Below are 17,213 nucleotides of genomic sequence, written 5' to 3' on the forward strand. Positions count from 1 at the left end.
TAAAGGCGAAAGGTAAGCCAGCATCGACGGCGGCGCTGTGGCTGTCCTACAGTGATTGAAAGTTTCAAGATTTTTCACCGGCAGTATCGAGGGGAGGCAATGGAGGCGCACAGAGAAACGCCGCTTGACGGCACCCAAGGCCCCCACGCGGCACCCGGCGCCTGGGCGAGTGTTCAACGCTTGCTTCGATGGGTGCGCGAGCATTGGCTGCTGCCGATCCTGGCATTGGCCGCGCTGGTGCGTTTTTATGACCTGACCGCGGCGGCGGTCTGGGGCGATGAAGGTTCCAGTCTGCTGCTGAGCCAGTATTCGCTGGCCGGGATCTGGGTGCATGCTGCCCATGATGTGCATCCGCCGCTGTATTTCATGCTGCTGCATGGCTGGATCGAGCTGTTCGGCAATGGCATTTTTTCGATTCGAAGCCTGAGCGCGCTACCGGGGATTGCCACCGTGGCGCTTGGCGTCTGGCTGGTGGACTTGCTCGCCACTCGCCGCGCCGCGTTGTTGGCCGGCGTCCTGTTGGCGCTGCTGCCTACCGCCGTGCGTTACAGCCAGGAAGTGCGCATGTATTCATTGCTGGGGCTGTGGTTGATCGGTGCCACGATTGCCCTGGTTTACTGGATCAAACACCCCGGGCGTATGCGCTATCTGGTGATTTACGCACTGCTGATGAGCGCGGCGTTCTACACCCATTACTTCACGGCCCTGTGCGTGCTGTGTCACTGGCTGTATCTGGGGCTGATCCGCGTACAGCCTGGCTATCGCTTGCGGCATATCCAGCAGCCCGGCTGGTGGTGGGCGAACGTGGCGATTGTGTTGGTGTACTTGCCGTGGGTGCCCAGCCTGATAGATCTGATGCAGCACATGGACCAACTCAAAGCCAATGGCGATGTAGGGTGGGAGACACCGGTCACCTTCGCCTCGTTACCTTCGATGATCTGGTCGTTCCTGACCCAGGACGATGGCGAGACCCTGGCCACACCGCTTTTCATGACGTTGCCCTTGGCGGTGCTGGCCTTGGTGTGTGTGGCGCTGGCGCGGGATCGCAGTGTCATTCGTGGCAGCGCGTTGCTGGTGATCTACACCGTTTTGCCGTTGTTGCTGGTGTTTTCGGTGTCGTTCATCTCGCCGGTGTTCATCGAGCGTTACCTCACCGCGTATGCCCTCGGCCTGCCGATGATTGCCGCACTGGCCATTGACCGCGTGTACGCGGTCTTTCGGGTGGTGGCCCTGACGGTGCTGGTGTTGTTTGTCGGCGTCGAACTGGTGGGCCTTAAGAACAACGCCACGGTCGATACCAACGATCAAATCAGCGTCATGGTGGACTACGTGAACCAGCACTTCGTAGCCGGTGACCGGATCGTCACCAGCGACATGCTCTGGTACCTCAGTTATGTCTATTACAACCGCACTGACGCCAAACCGCTGCTGTACACCCCGCCGTTGGCCAATGGCGCTTCGAGCCGGCCGAATGCCTACGGTTTCGGCACGCTGGTGACTCAGGATATTTACCTCGACAGCCTCGGTAATTTGCCCAAAGGCACCGGTCGGGTGTGGTTGATCGGCACCATCGATTTGCCGAACGAATTCGCTCCGTTGCCCGCAGGCTGGCAGAACGTTGGCCAAACGCAGGCGGGAGGCGCCAACGCGCGCTTATTCGTGTTGAAGTGAGTCTGTAACAAAAAACGCGTTTTCCAGAAGTTGTGTATCGACGGGACTGACGCCATCGCGATCCGACCTGCTCGCGATGGCGGCGGTCAATTCACCCTAAATCTACCTGGCTAAACCTTGACCCGAGCCTGCATGATCTCCGACTCCTCCCAATGATCCAGCGCTCGCTCTACAAGCAACTGCACGCCATCGGCCATGCGGCTGAGCGCCAGGGCTACCGAGCGCCGCGTCCCGTCCACATCGTCCGCCAGATTGGCAGCGATGGCGCTGATGGACAGCAGGTCTTCGGAGGCGTTGGCCAGAAGGGATTCGGTGTTGACATCGGGGGCGACGGTGAAAAGGTTGCCTTTGCGGTGTCTGGGCGGTTTTGCGGTAGTCGGGGGGAAGTAGTGGGCGAAGGCGCGGTCGGCGGCTTCTTTGAGTTTTTCGTCTTCGAAGGATTCTTCGGATGGGGTGCCAGAGTTGTCTGGCGGATTTGGAGATACCTTGAACATATAAAATTCCCTAAACAGTAAGTTGGAACCGTCACCGTTCGTTTGCACGCGAATTGGGTGGCGGCCGTGCGCAGGTGTGCAAGACCGGGACTGTTTAGGACACCCAGCAGATCCGAAGATCTCCTGCGCGCAGCCGCCATAAAGCATGAGCCATGGCAATTGCGCCCTAAACAGTTTCGTCGGACTTGCACGTCCGTGTCACCGTTTATTCAGTGACAAAGCCAGACTAGACCTGGGTTCGGACCGGAACAAGTTCACCAACACCGCTACAACTTGAAGGAAATCTCCGACGCGGTTACCGGACGTTGGTGTCTGTAGGAAAGGTCAGGGCTTGGACGACAAATCCGCCATCCCCTTGAGCAGCTCGATCGGCAGCGGAAAGACGATCGTTGACGTCTTGTCCCCGGCTATCGCGCTCAACGTCTGCATGTAACGCAACTGCATCGCCCCAGGTTGACGGCCAAGCATCTCGGCGGCCTGCATGAGTTTTTCCGAAGCCTGCAATTCGCCTTCGGCGTGGATCACCTTGGCCCGGCGTTCCCGCTCCGCTTCAGCCTGTTTAGCGATGGCGCGGATCATCGATTCGTTGAGGTCCACATGCTTGATCTCGACGTTGGCGACCTTGATGCCCCAGGCGTCGGTCTGGGCGTCGAGCACTTGCTGGATGTCGATGTTCAACCGCTCACGTTCGGCCAGCAGTTCATCGAGCTCATGTTTACCGAGCACTGCCCGCAACGTGGTCTGAGCCAATTGGCTGGTGGCCATGAGAAAGTCTTCGACTTGAATAATCGCTTTCTGCGGATCGAGGACACGGAAATACAGCACCGCGTTGACCTTGACCGAGACGTTGTCGCGGGTGATCACGTCTTGTGGCGGCACGTCGAGGACCACGGTACGCAAGTCGACGCGCACCATTTGCTGCACCACCGGAATCAGCAGGATCAGGCCAGGGCCTTTGACCTGCCAGAAGCGCCCGAGCTGGAAGACCACTCCGCGCTCGTATTCGCGCAGGATGCGGAAGGTCGACCCCGCCAGTGCAATCACCAGTAACAGCAGCGCGGCAAATCCCAGTTGCAGGCCCATGGTTATTCTCCACCCGGCGCCGCGTCAGCCGCGGCCACTTCCAGCAATAATCCCTTGCGTGCCACCACCCGGACCCTTTGCCCGGGTTGCAGCGGCGTGGCGCTGAGCACTTGCCACTTTTCTCCTTGCAGGTGCACCCAACCGTTGTAGGCATTGCCGGCCAGCGACATCACCGGGGTTACGCTACCCACTAGTCCTGCATCGCCACTGACGTTTTCGCGCGGTCGGGTTTTGAGGGCGTGGATCAGCAGGAAAATCAGCAACAGGGCGCTGATCAGTCCCAGGCCGATCATCAACGGAACCGGCACCTCGGTGTTGGTCAGAATCACCGCACCGATCACGAACATCACAATGCCGCCCAGACCGATCACGCCGTAATTGGGCAGCGCCGCCTCGGCGATCAGAAACGCGATGCCGAACGTGATCAGCCAGATCCCGATGGGGTTTGGCACCAGCAGGACGACGGTGTCCGCCGCGAATACCGATCCGCTCAAGGCCAACAGCAGCGCAACTGCACAACAACGAGTGTTCACGTGACCCTCCGGGAGAGTCATTGGTGGTTCTTTATACAGTCTAGCTGAGCTCTTGATTGTACGAATTTTGATCAGTTGTTGACGTTGTTCCGGCGGGCAGATTTCCCGCGCAATTGCGCCAGCGGGCCTAGACTTTTAGTGGAGAGAAAAGGTTTAACCATCGTCCGCGAAACGTTATTGCGGACTCCGAGGTGCATCATGCGTATGGCAAGAACTGTGCAGGAAAGCCTCAATAAGGCTCACTGCGAATTTGACGTCGTCACCCATCCGCACTCGGCCAGCAGCCTTGAAACGGCGCGGGTCGCAGGCATTCCTGCCGAACGGGTGGCCAAATCGGTGATCCTCGACGACCACCACGGTCATTTCCTGATGGCTGTGCTGCCGGCGAGTCGTCACCTGGACCTGAGCAAAGTACGCGGCAGCGGCGAATGGCAGATCACCCGGGAAAGCACCCTGGCGCATCTGTTCCAGGATTGCGAACGCGGCGCGGTGCCTGCGTTGGGTGAATCCTATGGAATGGACATGGTCATCGACCCACTGCTGACCCGGCAAAAAGACATCTACCTGGAGGCTGGTAACCACAACAATCTGGTGCACATGAGCATGCCGGAATTCCTGAAAATGGTTCCGCATGCTGAAGTGTGTGAGTTGAGTCAGTAGTTTTTGCGGCGTCAGTGATGACGCCTTCGCGAGCAAGTCGGATCGCCGCACCGCCGCTCCCACATGGAAACGCGGTCAACTGTGGGAGCGGGCTTGCTCGCGAATGGCCGCGCCGCGGTCACCGATCCCATACGCGATGACGAAGGAGCCCGACATGGAATCCCCAACCCACAGCCTCCCCAACCTGTTCAAACAACTCGGCCTGCCTGACGACGCCGAAAGCATCGACAAATTCATCGCCACCCATTCACCGCTTAAACCCGAATTGCACTTGGCGGATGCGTTCTTCTGGAGCGAGAGCCAAGCGCAGTTTTTGCGCGACGACATTCTGGATGACGCCGATTGGGCGGAGGTGGTGGATCAGCTGGATGTTCTGATGAGGAAGGGGCGGGGGGTGTGAAAATCACCTTTCTGGTGGCCACTGTCGGGATGTATGGGCTAGCGCGAGTATCCAAATTGCATCCGATCCTGGCTGATAAACCACGCGATAACTTTGATGGGGGATCATCTCGCGAGTACCTGCAATGATTCCGGCAGGGCCGCTTTCAGGAAACTGGGAAATACGAGATATCGCATCAATGAATCGGTTGTCCATTTCGAGGGCGGCTATCGGGTTGACGGAATGCAGGTAATCCCAGATGTCTGCACGATCCTGTGCTGCTGCGGGCGTCCAGATTATCTTCATCCTTTCTTGGTTACCTGCGCACGCCTGGCAGCGAATTGTGCTTCAACTTCCTCATTGGTCAAGCCATCACCAGCTCGCATGGAAATACGTGCACTGTCGACTTTGCGTTGCAAGAACGCTTCGTACTCGCGCGACTCTCGTTGTGTTTGAACGAACTGACGCATCATTTCCCTGACGATTTGCGATGCGGGGCGATGAGAAGCTTCAGCTTCGGCCATGAACTCTTCTCGCAGTTCTGGTTCAAGTTTCATCGTGAAAACAGCTTGTTTAGACATTTTCATATCCTCGATTCGAATACTGACGAAGTATATACGTCTTCAGTACCGGCGTTCATTCAGGCAGCCGCCTCGCGACGGATGGCAGCCAAGTTGTTTCAAAACTTGACCAACTTTCCCCTCTAATGCCATATTGATAGTTAGCAAACTAACAGTGTGTATTCCCCCTCGTGCCGAAGAACCTCGACGCTCTCCAGATGAACATCAGCAGCTCCATGGTGGTGGCCGCCAGGCATTGGCGCAGGATCTGCCAGACCACGCTGGTCAACTATGGAATCTCCGAAGCCTGCACCGTTCCGTTGTTGATGATCGGGCGATTGGGCGAGGGTGTGCGGCAGGTGACGGTGGCGCAGGCGGCCGGGATGGAGAGCCCGTCCCTGGTGCGGCTGCTGGATCAGCTGTGTCATGCCGGTTACGTCTGCCGTACCGAAGACGCCCATGACCGGCGCGCCAAATGCCTGAGCCTGACCGAGACCGGTCGTGAGTTGGTGCAAGCCGTCGAAATCGAGCTGGTGCGTTTGCGCCATGAAGTGCTCGAAGGGATCGATCAGAGTGATCTGGAAGCAGCGTTGCGGGTACTGAGAGCTTTTGAATCGGCCAATCATCTGCCGGTGATCAACCCTTGAGCGGATTTTTTACCGGCATGCCCCCGGCGCGGGACTGGTTCTACGGAGTGCGAACGTTCGCGGCATCGATGATCGCGTTGTACATCGCCATGCTCATGCAAATGCCCCGGCCGTATTGGGCGATGGCCACGGTCTACATCGTTTCCAGTCCGTTTGTCGGCCCTACCAGTTCCAAGGCGCTGTACCGCGCAGTCGGCACCCTTCTCGGTGCCGCCGCCGCGGTTTTTTTCGTACCGATGTTTGTCCAGAGCCCTTATGTGCTGGTGGTGGTCATCGCGCTGTGGACCGGGATTCTGCTGTTTCTGTCGCTGCACCTGCGCACCGCCAACAATTACGCGCTGATGCTCGCCGGTTACACCTTGCCGCTGATCGCTCTGCCGGTGGTGGAAAACCCGTTGGGGGTGTGGGACGTGGCCGAAGCGCGGACGGAAGAAATCTTCCTCGGCATTGCGGTGGCGGCGGTGGTCGGCGCCATGTTTTGGCCCCGGCGGCTGGCGCCGGTGTTCAACGATTCGGTGAGCAAATGGTTTGCCGATGCCTCGACTTACAGCCTGCGTTTCCTCAGCCGCAACGTGCAACCGGACGAAGTTAGCGCCCTGCGCTCGGCGATGGTGGCGACGTTCAACAGTCTGGAATTGATGATCGGCCAGTTGCCCCACGAAGGCGCGCGGCCGCAAACGGTGCGAAACACCAAGGAACTGCGCGGTCGCATGATTCACCTGCTGCCAGTGATTGACGCCTTGGACGACGCGCTCTATGCCCTTGAACGGCGCACGCCCGAGCTTGTGGATAAGTTCGCGCCGCTGCTGGCGGCGACCACTGAATGGCTCGGCCACAACGATGCCGACCTCGCCCGCTGGCAGACGCTGAAAGACCAACTCGAAGCCCTGCAACCGTCCGCCGAGGCGCTGGATGATCGCAAGCAGTTGCTGTTCTCCAACGCCCTGTATCGTCTCGGCGAGTGGATCGATGTGTGGCAGGACTGCCGCAGCCTGCAGTACGCCATCCAGCGCGAAAGCCAGGACAGCTGGCGCGCGGTCTATCGGCACTGGCGGCTCGGTCGGCTGTCGCCGTTTCTCGACCGTGGGCTGATGCTCTATTCGGCGGCGTCCACCGTCACCGCCATCATCGTTGCTTCGGTGCTGTGGATTCTGCTCGGCTGGACCGACGGCGGCGCCGCGGTGATTCTGGCGGCGGTGGCGTGCAGCTTTTTCGCTTCGATGGACGACCCGGCACCGCAGATCTTCCGATTCTTTTTCTGGACGGCGATGTCGGTGTTGTTCGCCAGTCTTTATCTGTTTCTGGTCCTGCCCAACCTGCATGACTTCCCGATGCTGGTGCTGGCGTTTGCCGTGCCGTTCATTTGCATCGGCACCCTGACGGTAAAGCCGCAGTTCTATCTGGGCATGCTGCTGACCCTCGTCAACACCTCGTCCTTCATCAGCATTCAGGGTGCCTACGACGCGGATTTCCTCAGCTTCGCCAATTCCAACCTGGCCGGCCCCGTGGGCTTGCTGTTCGCCTTCGTCTGGACCCTGATCGCCCGGCCGTTCGGCTCTGAACTGGCGGCCAAGCGCCTGACCCGTTTCAGCTGGCGCGACATTGTCAGCCTGACCGAGCCGGCCACGTTGTCTGAGCACCGGCACTTGGGTGTGCAGATGCTCGATCGCCTGATGCAGCACTTGCCGCGCCTGGCCATGACCGGCCAGGACACGGGCATCGCCCTGCGGGAAGTGCGCGTGGCGCTGAACCTGCTGGATTTGCTCGCCTATACACCGCGAGTACTCGGCGCGCCGCAAGTGCTGTTGCACCAGGTGGTGGCCGAGGTCGGTGAGTATTTCAAGGCCTGCCTCAAGGCTGGCGAACGTTTGCCGGCGCCGAGTCCGTTGCTGATGACCCTGGATCGCACCCGCCGTGCACTCAACACGGAGTGCGATGAAGGTGCGCGTCTGCATTTGCTGCACGCCTTGAGCGGCCTGCGCCTGTCGCTGCTGCCAGGGGTGGAATTCGTCGGCGCCGGCGAGCTCGAAGAACCGCTGCCCCATGGCATCGATGGAGCGCCTTTATGATCGGTGATCTGGATATCAGCGGGGTGTTTCTGCCCACGCTGCTGGTGCTGATGGGCATTACGTACGTGTTGTTCCTGCTGGTGCACGGGTTGCTGACGCGTCTGCACTTTTACCGTCTGGTCTGGCACCGGTCATTGTTTAACGTGGCTCTCTACGCTGTGCTGCTCGGCGCCGTGGACTCACTCAGTCGATACCTGATGACATGAAAAAACCTTTTTTGACCATCGGTCGCGTAGTGCTGACCCTGCTGATCGTGACCTTCGCCGTTGTCGTGGTCTGGCGCATGGTGATGTATTACATGTTCGCGCCCTGGACCCGGGACGGCCACATCCGTGCCGATATCGTGCAGATCGCGCCGGACGTGTCCGGGCTGATCCAGCGAGTCGACGTGCGTGACAACCAATTAGTGAAGCGTGGCCAAGTGCTGTTCAGCATTGATCAGGACCGTTTCAAACTGGCCCTGCGTCAGGCCAAGGCGGCGGTCGCCGACCGTCAGGAAACCCTGGCGCAGGCGCAACGCGAAGCCAAGCGTAACCGTGGCCTCGGCAATCTGGTGCCGGGTGAGCAACTGGAAGAGAGCCAGTCCCGGGTGGCCCGCGCCGAAGTGGCGCTGATGGAGGCCCAGGTAGCGGTGGACAGCGCCCAGCTCAACCTCGATCGCTCGACCATCCGCAGCCCGGTGGACGGCTACGTCAGCGACCGTGCACCGCGCAACCAGGAATTCGTCACGGCCGGGCGGCCAGTGTTGTCGGTGGTGGACAGCAATTCATTCCACATCGACGGTTATTTTGAAGAAACCAAACTGGACGGCATTCATGTCGGCCAGAGCGTCGATATTCGGGTGATCGGCGACCGTGCTCGCCTGCGCGGGCATGTGGAAAGCATCGTCGCCGGCATCGAAGACCGCGACCGCAGCAGCGGCAGCAACTTGCTGCCCAACGTCAACCCGGCGTTCAGTTGGGTGCGGCTGGCCCAGCGGATTCCGGTGCGGATCGCCTTCGACGACGTGCCGGCGGATTTCCGCATGATCGCCGGTCGCACGGCGACGGTTTCTATTATGGATGACCACCAGCAAGAGCCCGCGAAATGAGCAGGGCCTCGGGTTTGGCAATCGCCGGGTTAGGCCTGTTGCTGTCGGCCTGCCAGGTGGTCGGGCCGGATTATCATTTGCCGGACGAGGCTGCTGTGCATCGTGAAGACTTGCAGGGCGAATTGACGTTGAACGGCAAAAATGTCGTCTCGGCGCCGGTGCCCAGCGATTGGTGGCGCTTGTATCAGGATCCGCGCCTCGATCAATTGGTCCAGCAGGCCATGGCCTCCAACACTGATTTGCGTGTGGCGGCGGCGAACCTTTCCCGAGCGCGCGCGCAGGTCGATGAAGCTCAAGCCGCAGGTGGCTGGAGCGGCGGGGTGAAGATGGGCGCCCAGCGATTGCAGGAGTCCGGCGAAGCGTTCTTGCTACCGGAGAAAGTGCCGGTGGCCAACGTCGGCGACATTGGCATCACCACCTCGTATCAGTTCGACCTGTTTGGCACGTTGCAGCGCGGCATCGAAGCGGCCAAGGCCAATGCCGATGCGACTCAAGCCGCAGCCGATACAGCGCGGATTACCTTGGTGGCTGATGTGGTTCGGGCCTACACCCAAGTCTGCGCGGCCAATGAAGAGCAGGAAATCGCCCAGCATTCCCTCGACCTGCAAGCCCAGAGCACCACGCTGATCCAGCGTCTGCGTGACGCCGGGCGCGGTGATGAAACCCAGGTCACCCGCTCGCAAACCCAATTCAAATCCCTGCGCGCCGACATGCCGCGTTATGAGGCGTTCCGTCAGGCCGGGTTGTTCCGCTTGTCGATGCTATTGGCCAAACCTGTCGACCAATTGCCGCCAGGCACTAGCGACTGTGCGGAACTGCCGAAAATTGCGCAATTGTTGCCGGTCGGTGACGGCGCGACGTTGCTCAAGCGCCGTCCCGATGTGCGGCAGGCCGAGAGACGACTGGCGGCCGCGACCGCCGGCATCGGCATCGCCACCGGCGAGTTGTACCCGGACATCAGCATCGGCGCGACCGTCGGTACCGTCGGCATCCTGGAAAATCTCGGCAAACCGGCGACCAATCGCTGGGGCTTCGGGCCGTTGCTGACCTGGACCGTGCCGTCCAACGGCTCCCGGGCACGAATCCGCGAGGCCGAAGCCGCCACCCAAGGCGCGCTGGCGCATTTCGATGGCGTGGTGCTCAACGCCATCCGCGAAACCCAAACCGGCCTGGCCCAGTACTCCGCGTTACTGCAACGTCGCGACGCACTCGCCGACGCCGAGCAATCGGCGCAACTGGCGGCAGATCAGACTCACCGCTTCTTCCAGGCCGGCCGCGCATCGTTCCTGGCGGACTTGCAGGCAACCCGCACCTACACCGACGTGCGGGCGCAACTGGCTTCCGCCAGCACGCAGGTTGCCATGAGCCAGATTGATTTGTTCCTGGCATTGGGTGGCGGTTGGGAAAGCGGACGAACGCAAGGCACGAACTCCGGCAAACCCTGAGGCCGTTGCTATGCTTTGAGTTGATGAGGTCGCGCGTCGAACTCATCAATCAAGGCTCGCGTTGGTCATGGGGATTCCAATAATGAAAAACCCTTATGCTCCCGGCTTCTGGTGCGCTATTGCGGCATTGGTGTTGCTATCGGCCACTTATTTCTACGGCATCATGCTGGCCCACCAGATCGACAAGGCACTGGTGTTCCTCGACAGCGCCACGGCACTGATTGCCGTGATGGCAATCGTGGTGGTGGCCTGGGCGTCGGTCCAGGGTCAGCGGATCAAAAAAAGACAGCTCGAACAAGGCAAGACCCTGGTGCTGATCTGGGACACCAAGGTCGCGCTGCGCCGTGTCGAAACGGTGTTCGACCGTTATTTTTGGGGCAGTTACTGGCAACCGGGGCGTACGTTCCAGGAAGTCATGGGCGAACTGACCGGCACACCGCTGGAAAAAAGCCTCGAAACCCTGAAAAAACAATGCCAGGCGCTGGACAAGCAAGTGCCCGCGGAAGGCTGGCACTGGCTCAGCAACGCCCATGAACTCTCCGATGTCGCCACCGCCATGGCGCGCGAACGTTATCAACTGGACTTCTGCGACCCGCGCTCGGAATCCCCAAGCGGCACGGCGGTGATCAATCGCGACTTCGAAGTGCTGGTCTATACATGGACTGCACGGCTCAAGAGCTTTGATCATCAATTGGATGAGATCGAGGTTCAGTATTCCTGATCTGTGTTTGCAGGACTGACGCCATCGCGAGCAAGCTCGCGATGGCGATCTCATGTCCGCCGAAACTCTCAACCCCTGCGTACGGTCCATAGACACTCTTTAACCTTTAATCATTGGGCCGCCCGGTGCGCCTGATGCTAATCTCCATCGCACTTTTAGCGCAGTCGTGACCGCAACCCGTCATGGGTTCAGGGAAGACGACCACACCTTCAAACAACGGACATTGATCGGGTCATTCATGAATAAATCAGCAGGCGTGCTTCTTGGAATCGTCGTTGCCATCGGTGCAATCAGCGCCGGCGGTGCCTGGTACACCGGCACCAAACTCGAAGGCGTGCTGAACACCTCGATCGCCGACGCCAACAAAGAGCTGCAAGCCGCGCTGGTTGGCTCCAACGGCACGGCGTCGCTGGAGCTGGTGTCGCTGGAGCGCCATGTGTTCAGCAGCACCGCGCACTACCGCCTCAAGGGCCAAGGCGAGATGTTCGGCGAGACCCCGGTCGAGCTGCTGTTCGTCGATCACATCGAGCACGGTCCGCTGCCGTTTTCGCGCCTGGTGTCGCTGAAGTGGCTGCCGGTCCTGGCCACCAGTCACTACGAACTGGAAAGAACGCCTAACACCGAGAAGTGGTTCGCCGCTGCCAAAGACAAATCCCCACTCACGGGCGTGGTCAACATCGGTTACGACAATGCCACCAACGGCACCCTGCAATTGCTGCCGCTGGACGTGGCGCTGGACGACAAGTCCAACCTGAAATTTTCCGGGCTGAACCTCGATGTCGCCGCCAGCGCTCAAGCGCAGAAGGTCAAGGCCGACGGTTACATGGACAGCCTGACACTGAGCACAGTGGCTGAAGATCAGACGCCGGTGAAGGTCGAACTGAACGGCCTGACCCTGGCCAGCAACCTGACAAAAAGTACCTACGGCTACTACACCGGCGACAACACCGTCGAGCTGACCGACAGCAAGACCACCTTCGGCGCCAAGCAGTCGGTCTTGGGTTTCAAGAAATTTGAAATGAAGAACCAGACCGAGGAATCGGGCACCAGCGCCTCGGGGCGTGCCGATTACAAGGTGGGTGAGGTGTCCTTGAACGGCAAGGCCGTCGGCTCTGCTCAGATGGTCATGAGCCTGAAGAACCTCGACATCCCGGCAACAATGTCGTTGATGCAGATTTACCAGACCAAACTGCAACCGTACGAGAGGGCCGCCGCTGAGGCCGTCGCTGCGGGTGAACCGGCGCCAGAGCTGATCCTGACCCCGGCCGAAGAGGCGCAGGTCAAAACCGGCCTGGAGAAACTGCTGGCCGCTGGCCCGCAGGTCGCTCTGGAGAATCTGTCGTTCAACACCCCCAATGGCGAAAGCCGCGCCAACCTGGTGCTCGACCTGACCAAACCACAATCCATGGACCTGCCGCCCGACCTACTGACCCAACAACTGATCGCGCTGCTGGACGTCAACGTGAAAGTGTCCAAGCCCATGCTCGTTGACCTGCTGAGCGTGCAGTCGCAAATCAACGGTCAGACCGACGCTAAACTCATCGCCGATCAGGCCACTGCTACCGCCGACATGTTTGGCAGCATGGCAGTCGGTACGCAGTTGGCAAAACTGGATGGCAACAACATCGTTTCCAAACTGCATTACGCCAGTAATCAGGTGGAATTCAACGGCCAGAAGATGACCGTCGAAGAGTTTGTCGGGTTTGTCATGAGCAAATTCGGCGGGAATGTCACCGTCCAGTAAAACCAGGGCTTACAGACCGACGCCCGGCCTCTGCGCAACGCAGACGCCGGGCGTTTTGCTGTCTGGCGTTTGAAACGGGGGAACAGCCGTTAATTCAGGTCCCGAATCAACCGCCACGCCTCATCCACCGTCAACGGCTGTTTCATCCGTTCGGCGAGCATCGCCATCGCACGTTCTTCTTCGCAAGCCACCGCGGCTACTACCAACCCGTCCTTGCTGAATAGGCCGATAAAAGGGGGATGGTCAGGGTCGCCTTTGAACTCGACCTTGTCCCAGGTCTCGGCGTGGCCGAGGTAGTCGTAGTTTTTACCGAAGTGCCAGGTCCAGAAATAGGGGACGTCGAGGTAATGCTCGTCGCCGCCGAGCATGTTCATCGCTGCGATCCGTGCCTGTTGCTGTGCCAGGCGCCAATGTTCGATCCGTTGGGGCTGGCCGTTGAGCGGGAAGGTCGCGATATCGCCGGCGGCCCAAAGCCCATCGGTCACGCGCATCCCGCCGTCGACCTTCAGCGACTGGTCTTTTTCCAGGGGAAGGCCGGTAAATGCGCCGGTTGCCGGGCTGACGCCTATGCCGACCAAGACCAAATCCGCCGGTAAACGTTGACCGTTGTCCAGGCGCACCGCTTCGACGCTGGCGGTTCCTTCGATGTGCGTCGCGTTGCCATCCGTATGAAACACCACGCCGTTGGCCTCGTGCAGGGCACGAATCGATTTGCCGACGGCATCGCCAAACTGTTTGGCAAAAGGCACTGCGTGGCGGGCCAGAACGGTGACGTCCAGACCGTATTGGCGCAGGGAGGACGCGGATTCCATGGCAATAAAGCTGTCGCCGATAATCACCGCTCGTTGGCCTGGTTTTGCCGAACTCAGAATTCGCTGCGCCTGATCCTTCGAACGCAGCACGAACACCTGCGGCAGATCGGCGCCAGGCAGCGCAAGCGGGTTGGGTGTGCCACCGGTGGCGAGCAGGGCGGCGTCGTAGTTCAGCGATTGACCATCAGCCAGGCGCAACGTCTTGTTCGCGGCGTCCAGGCTTGTCACTTCAGCGTTTATTCGCTCAATGCGCTGTTCGCGGTAAAAGTGCTCATCACGCAGCGGCGGGACTTCTTCCGGCGGCATCTCCCCGGCAATCACGAATTTGCTCAAGACCGTGCGGTCGTAACCGGCGTCGGTTTCACGGTCGATCAACAGTACTCGGCCACCGAAGCCCTTTTCTCGCAACGCTGCCGCGCCCGCCGTGCCTGCCGCACCGGCACCGATGATCACAAAGGTTCGCGCGTCGTCCGCCGGTGGGGTATGAGCGTCGGACATCGGCTGATCGTCGACCCAGACCTCGCCATCGCGCACTTCCAGCGGGTAGCGCTTGAGGCTGTCCAGGGCCGGCGGTTCGCACAGCGCACCGTCCTCGATCCGATACGCAGCCTTGTGCCACGGGCAGATCAAACGTCCGTGGCACAGAGCACCGTCGGCCAGCGGCGCCCCGGCATGGGGGCATTCGCCCTGAAAGGCGCGCAGATGATCGCCTACCCGCAGCAAGACTATTTTCGTGTCCGCGATCAGGACTTCAAGGCCCCGGGTTTCGGACACATCGGCGAAGCGGGCAACGCGGTGCAGTGCCATGTTCATTCTCCAGGCAAGCGTTTCACTTAAGAGTTTGGCGCTTATCTGGAGGTTCAGCCAATTCCCACTGCCACCGAATGAAGGGTCCGGCTATAGTTTGCACGCCGACGACGGCCCCACCCGCACAAGGTGCTCCGGTATGACCCGATTGACCTCTCTGAACCCTTGGCTGGCGGCCGTTGCAGTCGCCCTTTGCGTGCAATTTCCGGCGCAGGCCCAGGAGCGTTTCACCCTGAACATCCCAGGTGTCACCGACGATCGACTGTTCACCTCGGCTGCCGCCAGCGATGCGCCCAATTGTGGTGGGCACAACCAGTCACCGGCCTTGAATTGGAACGCCGGCCCGGCGGGCACCCTCAGTTACGCCATCGTCATGCACGATCCTGACGGCCAAAAAGGCCAAGGCGTTGATCACTGGGTGCATTACGGCATCAAAGCCACGACTCATCAGATTGCCGCCGGCGTCGGCGCAAAATCCGCCCTAGAAGGCGTCGGCGGCACCAACAGCAAAGGCACTACAGGTTATGTTGGCCCTTGCCCGCCGGTCGGCGACAGTGCGCACCACTACATCATCCAGCTCTACGCCCTGGACCTGGCGCCGGAAGCTTTGCCCACCGGTCTGACACGTGCGCAGCTACTGGAAAAAATCAAAGGCCATGTGCTGAGAAACAGCAGTGTGGTGCGGCGTTATCACCGCTGAAATTAATTTCGGCCGGTTTAACCCGAACCTGAAGAGGGGCTCGTCTCAGAGGATGAATGGATCAACTTCCTCTTGAGGTCAGCCCCCATGTCCCTCCCTCTGCATTTCCTCCGCCCGGCCGCCCAGGGTTTCGCCGCCGGGTTGCTGCTGGCGATTGCCGGTTGCGGCGTTTCATCCAAACCTGATTCCGCCTCGGCTCCGCCACCGGCTCAAGGTGCACTGCCGGCTGAAGTCATGGTGCGCAGCGAGGCTGTCATGGCAGACACTTCGATGGCCAAGCGCAGTGTGCGTCCGGCGCCGACGGCGAGCTATGCGCCGATGCCGGCGGGTGAGGCATCTGCGCAGGGATATCGGGATGAGCAGCGGGAGCAGTATCAAGCGCTGGCGGATAACCCGATTCACAGCGTGGCCGAAGCGCCCGTCTCGACCTTCAGCGCCGACGTCGACACCGGCGCTTACGCCAACGTCCGCCGCTTGCTCAATCAAGGGCGCCTGCCACCGGAAGGTGCGGTGCGACTGGAGGAGATGGTCAACTACTTCCCCTACGACTACGCATTGCCCACCGATGGCTCGCCCTTCGGCGTGACCACCGAGCTGGCGCCGTCGCCGTGGAACCCGCATACCCGATTGCTGCGCATCGGCATCAAGGCCTCGGACCGCGCGGTCGCGGAACTGGCCCCGGCGAACCTGGTGTTTCTGGTGGACGTGTCCGGCTCGATGGACCGACGCGAGGGGTTGCCGCTGGTCAAAAGCACCCTGAAATTGCTGGTCGATCAATTGCGCGAGCAGGACCGGGTTTCATTAGTCGTCTATGCCGGTGATTCGAGAGTGGTGCTGGAGCCAACTTCCGGACGCGAAAAAGTGAAAATTCGTACAGCCATCGATCAATTAACCGCCGGCGGCTCCACCGCGGGGGCGTCAGGCATCGAACTGGCCTATCAGATGGCGCAGCAAGCGTTTATCCACAAGGGCATCAACCGCATCCTGCTGGCCACCGATGGCGACTTCAACGTTGGCATCAGCGACTTCGACAGCCTCAAGCAAATGGCTGTGGATAAACGCAAGACCGGCGTTTCCCTGACCACATTGGGTTTTGGTGTGGATAACTACAATGAACACCTGATGGAACAGTTGGCCGATGCCGGCGACGGCAACTATGCCTACATCGACAACCTGCGCGAGGCGCGCAAGGTGCTGGTGGATCAGTTCGGCTCGACCCTCGCGGTTGTGGCGAAGAACGTGAAGCTGCAAGTGGAGTTCAACCCGGCACTGGTCAGTGAATATCGGCTGTTGGGGTATGAGAACCGTGCGTTGAAGCGTGAGGATTTCAGCAACGACAAAGTCGACGCCGGTGAAATCGGCGCAGGGCATACGGTGACAGCGTTGTACGAAATTGTGCCCAAGGGCGAGAAGGGTTGGCTGGAGCCGTTGCGCTACGGCAATTCCGGGGCAGTTTCTTCCGGGAAATCTGGGGAAATGGCCGTACTGCGCGTGCGATATCAGTTGCCCGAAGGTGGGAACAGTCGCTTGATCGAGCGGCCGATCACTGACAGTGCTGCGCCAGCCAGTGAAGACCTGCGATTTGCAGCGGCCGTGGCCGCGTTTTCCCAGCAGCTCAAGGACGGGCGATATACCGGCGATTTCAGCCTGAAAGACACCGAGGCTTTGGCGCGCGGTGCGCGGGGCGAAGATCGATTGGGTCTGCGGGCAGAGTTCGTGCAATTGGTGGAGTTGGCGCAAAGTCTGCGAACCACGACCGCATCGAATAGTGAGCCGCTTAAAGGAGGCTACAACTGAA

Annotated in this window: 18 protein-coding genes; 12 read left to right on the plus strand and 6 right to left on the minus strand. The window is 60.1% G+C overall.

Annotated features, from left to right (window positions below):
- Positions 1–99: 99 nt before the first annotated feature.
- Positions 100–1,671 carry a glycosyltransferase family 39 protein gene (locus tag FQ187_RS22045; protein WP_149631089.1) on the plus strand — a complete coding sequence of 524 codons (1,572 nt, stop codon included), beginning with the start codon at positions 100–102 and terminating at the stop codon, positions 1,669–1,671.
- Positions 1,672–1,781: 110 nt separating this feature from the next.
- Here the strand turns inward: FQ187_RS22045 and FQ187_RS22050 are convergent, their stop codons facing one another.
- The 3 genes from FQ187_RS22050 to FQ187_RS22060 all read right to left on the minus strand — a co-directional run bounded on the left by FQ187_RS22050 (position 1,782) and on the right by FQ187_RS22060 (position 3,781).
- The gene (locus tag FQ187_RS22050; protein ID WP_149631090.1) at positions 1,782–2,165 is read right to left on the minus strand and encodes a DUF6124 family protein; all 384 of its coding nucleotides are present in this window, start codon (positions 2,163–2,165) and stop codon (positions 1,782–1,784) included.
- 324 nt (positions 2,166–2,489) lie between these two features.
- Positions 2,490–3,248, minus strand: coding sequence for a slipin family protein (locus tag FQ187_RS22055; protein WP_149631091.1), 759 nt, complete (start codon positions 3,246–3,248; stop codon positions 2,490–2,492).
- A gap of 2 nt (positions 3,249–3,250) precedes the next feature.
- Positions 3,251–3,781: an NfeD family protein gene (locus FQ187_RS22060; RefSeq protein WP_149631092.1), complete on the minus strand. Its 531-nt coding sequence runs from the start codon at positions 3,779–3,781 to the stop codon at positions 3,251–3,253.
- 198 nt (positions 3,782–3,979) lie between these two features.
- On the opposite strand from FQ187_RS22060, the gene FQ187_RS22065 reads away from it, so the two are divergent.
- A complete protein-coding gene (locus FQ187_RS22065) occupies positions 3,980–4,441 on the plus strand; it encodes an aminoacyl-tRNA deacylase (protein ID WP_149631093.1) in 462 nt (153 codons plus the stop codon).
- A gap of 154 nt (positions 4,442–4,595) precedes the next feature.
- On the plus strand, positions 4,596–4,841 hold the full coding sequence (locus tag FQ187_RS22070; protein ID WP_149631094.1) for a DUF2789 domain-containing protein: 246 nt from the start codon (positions 4,596–4,598) through the stop codon (positions 4,839–4,841).
- 3 nt (positions 4,842–4,844) lie between these two features.
- Here FQ187_RS22070 and FQ187_RS22075 read toward each other — a convergent pair whose 3' ends face one another.
- Positions 4,845–5,126 (minus strand): type II toxin-antitoxin system RelE/ParE family toxin, encoded by a 282-nt coding sequence (locus tag FQ187_RS22075; RefSeq protein ID WP_149631095.1) that lies wholly within the window; start codon positions 5,124–5,126, stop codon positions 4,845–4,847.
- Positions 5,123–5,401, minus strand: coding sequence for an antitoxin of toxin-antitoxin stability system (locus FQ187_RS22080; RefSeq protein ID WP_149631096.1), 279 nt, complete (start codon positions 5,399–5,401; stop codon positions 5,123–5,125). Before FQ187_RS22080 ends, FQ187_RS22075 begins: the two co-directional genes overlap by 4 nt.
- A 197-nt stretch (positions 5,402–5,598) precedes the next feature.
- Between FQ187_RS22080 and FQ187_RS22085 the strand changes: the two genes are divergently transcribed.
- From FQ187_RS22085 to FQ187_RS22115, 7 genes are all read left to right on the plus strand, one after another.
- On the plus strand, positions 5,599–6,027 hold the full coding sequence (locus FQ187_RS22085; protein WP_149631097.1) for a MarR family winged helix-turn-helix transcriptional regulator: 429 nt from the start codon (positions 5,599–5,601) through the stop codon (positions 6,025–6,027).
- Entirely contained in the window at positions 6,024–8,096 is a 2,073-nt protein-coding gene (locus FQ187_RS22090) for an FUSC family protein (RefSeq protein WP_149631098.1), read from the plus strand. The genes FQ187_RS22085 and FQ187_RS22090 overlap by 4 nt, the downstream gene beginning before the upstream one ends.
- Positions 8,093–8,302: a DUF1656 domain-containing protein gene (locus FQ187_RS22095; RefSeq protein ID WP_149631099.1), complete on the plus strand. Its 210-nt coding sequence runs from the start codon at positions 8,093–8,095 to the stop codon at positions 8,300–8,302. The genes FQ187_RS22090 and FQ187_RS22095 overlap by 4 nt, the downstream gene beginning before the upstream one ends.
- Positions 8,299–9,186, plus strand: a complete 888-nt coding sequence (locus FQ187_RS22100) for an HlyD family secretion protein (protein ID WP_149631100.1) — start codon at positions 8,299–8,301, stop codon at positions 9,184–9,186. The genes FQ187_RS22095 and FQ187_RS22100 overlap by 4 nt, the downstream gene beginning before the upstream one ends.
- Positions 9,183–10,631: an efflux transporter outer membrane subunit gene (locus FQ187_RS22105; RefSeq protein ID WP_149631101.1), complete on the plus strand. Its 1,449-nt coding sequence runs from the start codon at positions 9,183–9,185 to the stop codon at positions 10,629–10,631. The genes FQ187_RS22100 and FQ187_RS22105 overlap by 4 nt, the downstream gene beginning before the upstream one ends.
- Positions 10,632–10,713: 82 nt before the next feature.
- Positions 10,714–11,352 carry an NADH:ubiquinone oxidoreductase subunit N gene (locus FQ187_RS22110; protein WP_149631102.1) on the plus strand — a complete coding sequence of 213 codons (639 nt, stop codon included), beginning with the start codon at positions 10,714–10,716 and terminating at the stop codon, positions 11,350–11,352.
- 238 nt (positions 11,353–11,590) lie between these two features.
- On the plus strand, positions 11,591–13,096 hold the full coding sequence (locus FQ187_RS22115; RefSeq protein ID WP_149631103.1) for a YdgA family protein: 1,506 nt from the start codon (positions 11,591–11,593) through the stop codon (positions 13,094–13,096).
- An 89-nt stretch (positions 13,097–13,185) separates the two neighbouring features.
- On the opposite strand, the gene FQ187_RS22120 is transcribed toward FQ187_RS22115, so the two are convergent.
- Entirely contained in the window at positions 13,186–14,715 is a 1,530-nt protein-coding gene (locus FQ187_RS22120; RefSeq protein ID WP_149631104.1) for an FAD-dependent oxidoreductase, read from the minus strand.
- A 139-nt stretch (positions 14,716–14,854) separates the two neighbouring features.
- Between FQ187_RS22120 and FQ187_RS22125 the strand changes: the two genes are divergently transcribed.
- Both FQ187_RS22125 and FQ187_RS22130 read left to right on the plus strand, forming a co-directional pair.
- On the plus strand, positions 14,855–15,415 hold the full coding sequence (locus FQ187_RS22125) for a YbhB/YbcL family Raf kinase inhibitor-like protein (protein ID WP_149631105.1): 561 nt from the start codon (positions 14,855–14,857) through the stop codon (positions 15,413–15,415).
- Between the two features lie 87 nt (positions 15,416–15,502).
- Positions 15,503–17,212, plus strand: a complete 1,710-nt coding sequence (locus FQ187_RS22130) for a VWA domain-containing protein (protein WP_149631106.1) — start codon at positions 15,503–15,505, stop codon at positions 17,210–17,212.
- The last annotated feature ends 1 nt before the right edge of the window (position 17,213 follow it).

The organism is Pseudomonas sp. ANT_J28, from assembly GCF_008370005.1.
In the GTDB taxonomy this organism is placed as follows: domain Bacteria; phylum Pseudomonadota; class Gammaproteobacteria; order Pseudomonadales; family Pseudomonadaceae; genus Aquipseudomonas; species Aquipseudomonas frigoris.

Excerpts from the sequence above, each read along its gene's own strand:
- FQ187_RS22045 (WP_149631089.1), top strand. The coding sequence starts at position 100 with ATGGAGGCGCACAGAGAAACGCCGCTTGACGGCACCCAAGGCCCCCAC.
- FQ187_RS22050 (WP_149631090.1), bottom strand. The coding sequence starts at position 2,165 with ATGTTCAAGGTATCTCCAAATCCGCCAGACAACTCTGGCACCCCATCC.
- FQ187_RS22055 (WP_149631091.1), bottom strand. The coding sequence starts at position 3,248 with ATGGGCCTGCAACTGGGATTTGCCGCGCTGCTGTTACTGGTGATTGCA.
- FQ187_RS22065 (WP_149631093.1), top strand. The coding sequence starts at position 3,980 with ATGCGTATGGCAAGAACTGTGCAGGAAAGCCTCAATAAGGCTCACTGC.
- FQ187_RS22070 (WP_149631094.1), top strand. The coding sequence starts at position 4,596 with ATGGAATCCCCAACCCACAGCCTCCCCAACCTGTTCAAACAACTCGGC.
- FQ187_RS22075 (WP_149631095.1), bottom strand. The coding sequence starts at position 5,126 with ATGAAGATAATCTGGACGCCCGCAGCAGCACAGGATCGTGCAGACATC.
- FQ187_RS22080 (WP_149631096.1), bottom strand. The coding sequence starts at position 5,401 with ATGTCTAAACAAGCTGTTTTCACGATGAAACTTGAACCAGAACTGCGA.
- FQ187_RS22085 (WP_149631097.1), top strand. The coding sequence starts at position 5,599 with ATGAACATCAGCAGCTCCATGGTGGTGGCCGCCAGGCATTGGCGCAGG.
- FQ187_RS22095 (WP_149631099.1), top strand. The coding sequence starts at position 8,093 with ATGATCGGTGATCTGGATATCAGCGGGGTGTTTCTGCCCACGCTGCTG.
- FQ187_RS22100 (WP_149631100.1), top strand. The coding sequence starts at position 8,299 with ATGAAAAAACCTTTTTTGACCATCGGTCGCGTAGTGCTGACCCTGCTG.
- FQ187_RS22105 (WP_149631101.1), top strand. The coding sequence starts at position 9,183 with ATGAGCAGGGCCTCGGGTTTGGCAATCGCCGGGTTAGGCCTGTTGCTG.
- FQ187_RS22110 (WP_149631102.1), top strand. The coding sequence starts at position 10,714 with ATGAAAAACCCTTATGCTCCCGGCTTCTGGTGCGCTATTGCGGCATTG.
- FQ187_RS22115 (WP_149631103.1), top strand. The coding sequence starts at position 11,591 with ATGAATAAATCAGCAGGCGTGCTTCTTGGAATCGTCGTTGCCATCGGT.
- FQ187_RS22120 (WP_149631104.1), bottom strand. The coding sequence starts at position 14,715 with ATGGCACTGCACCGCGTTGCCCGCTTCGCCGATGTGTCCGAAACCCGG.
- FQ187_RS22125 (WP_149631105.1), top strand. The coding sequence starts at position 14,855 with ATGACCCGATTGACCTCTCTGAACCCTTGGCTGGCGGCCGTTGCAGTC.
- FQ187_RS22130 (WP_149631106.1), top strand. The coding sequence starts at position 15,503 with ATGTCCCTCCCTCTGCATTTCCTCCGCCCGGCCGCCCAGGGTTTCGCC.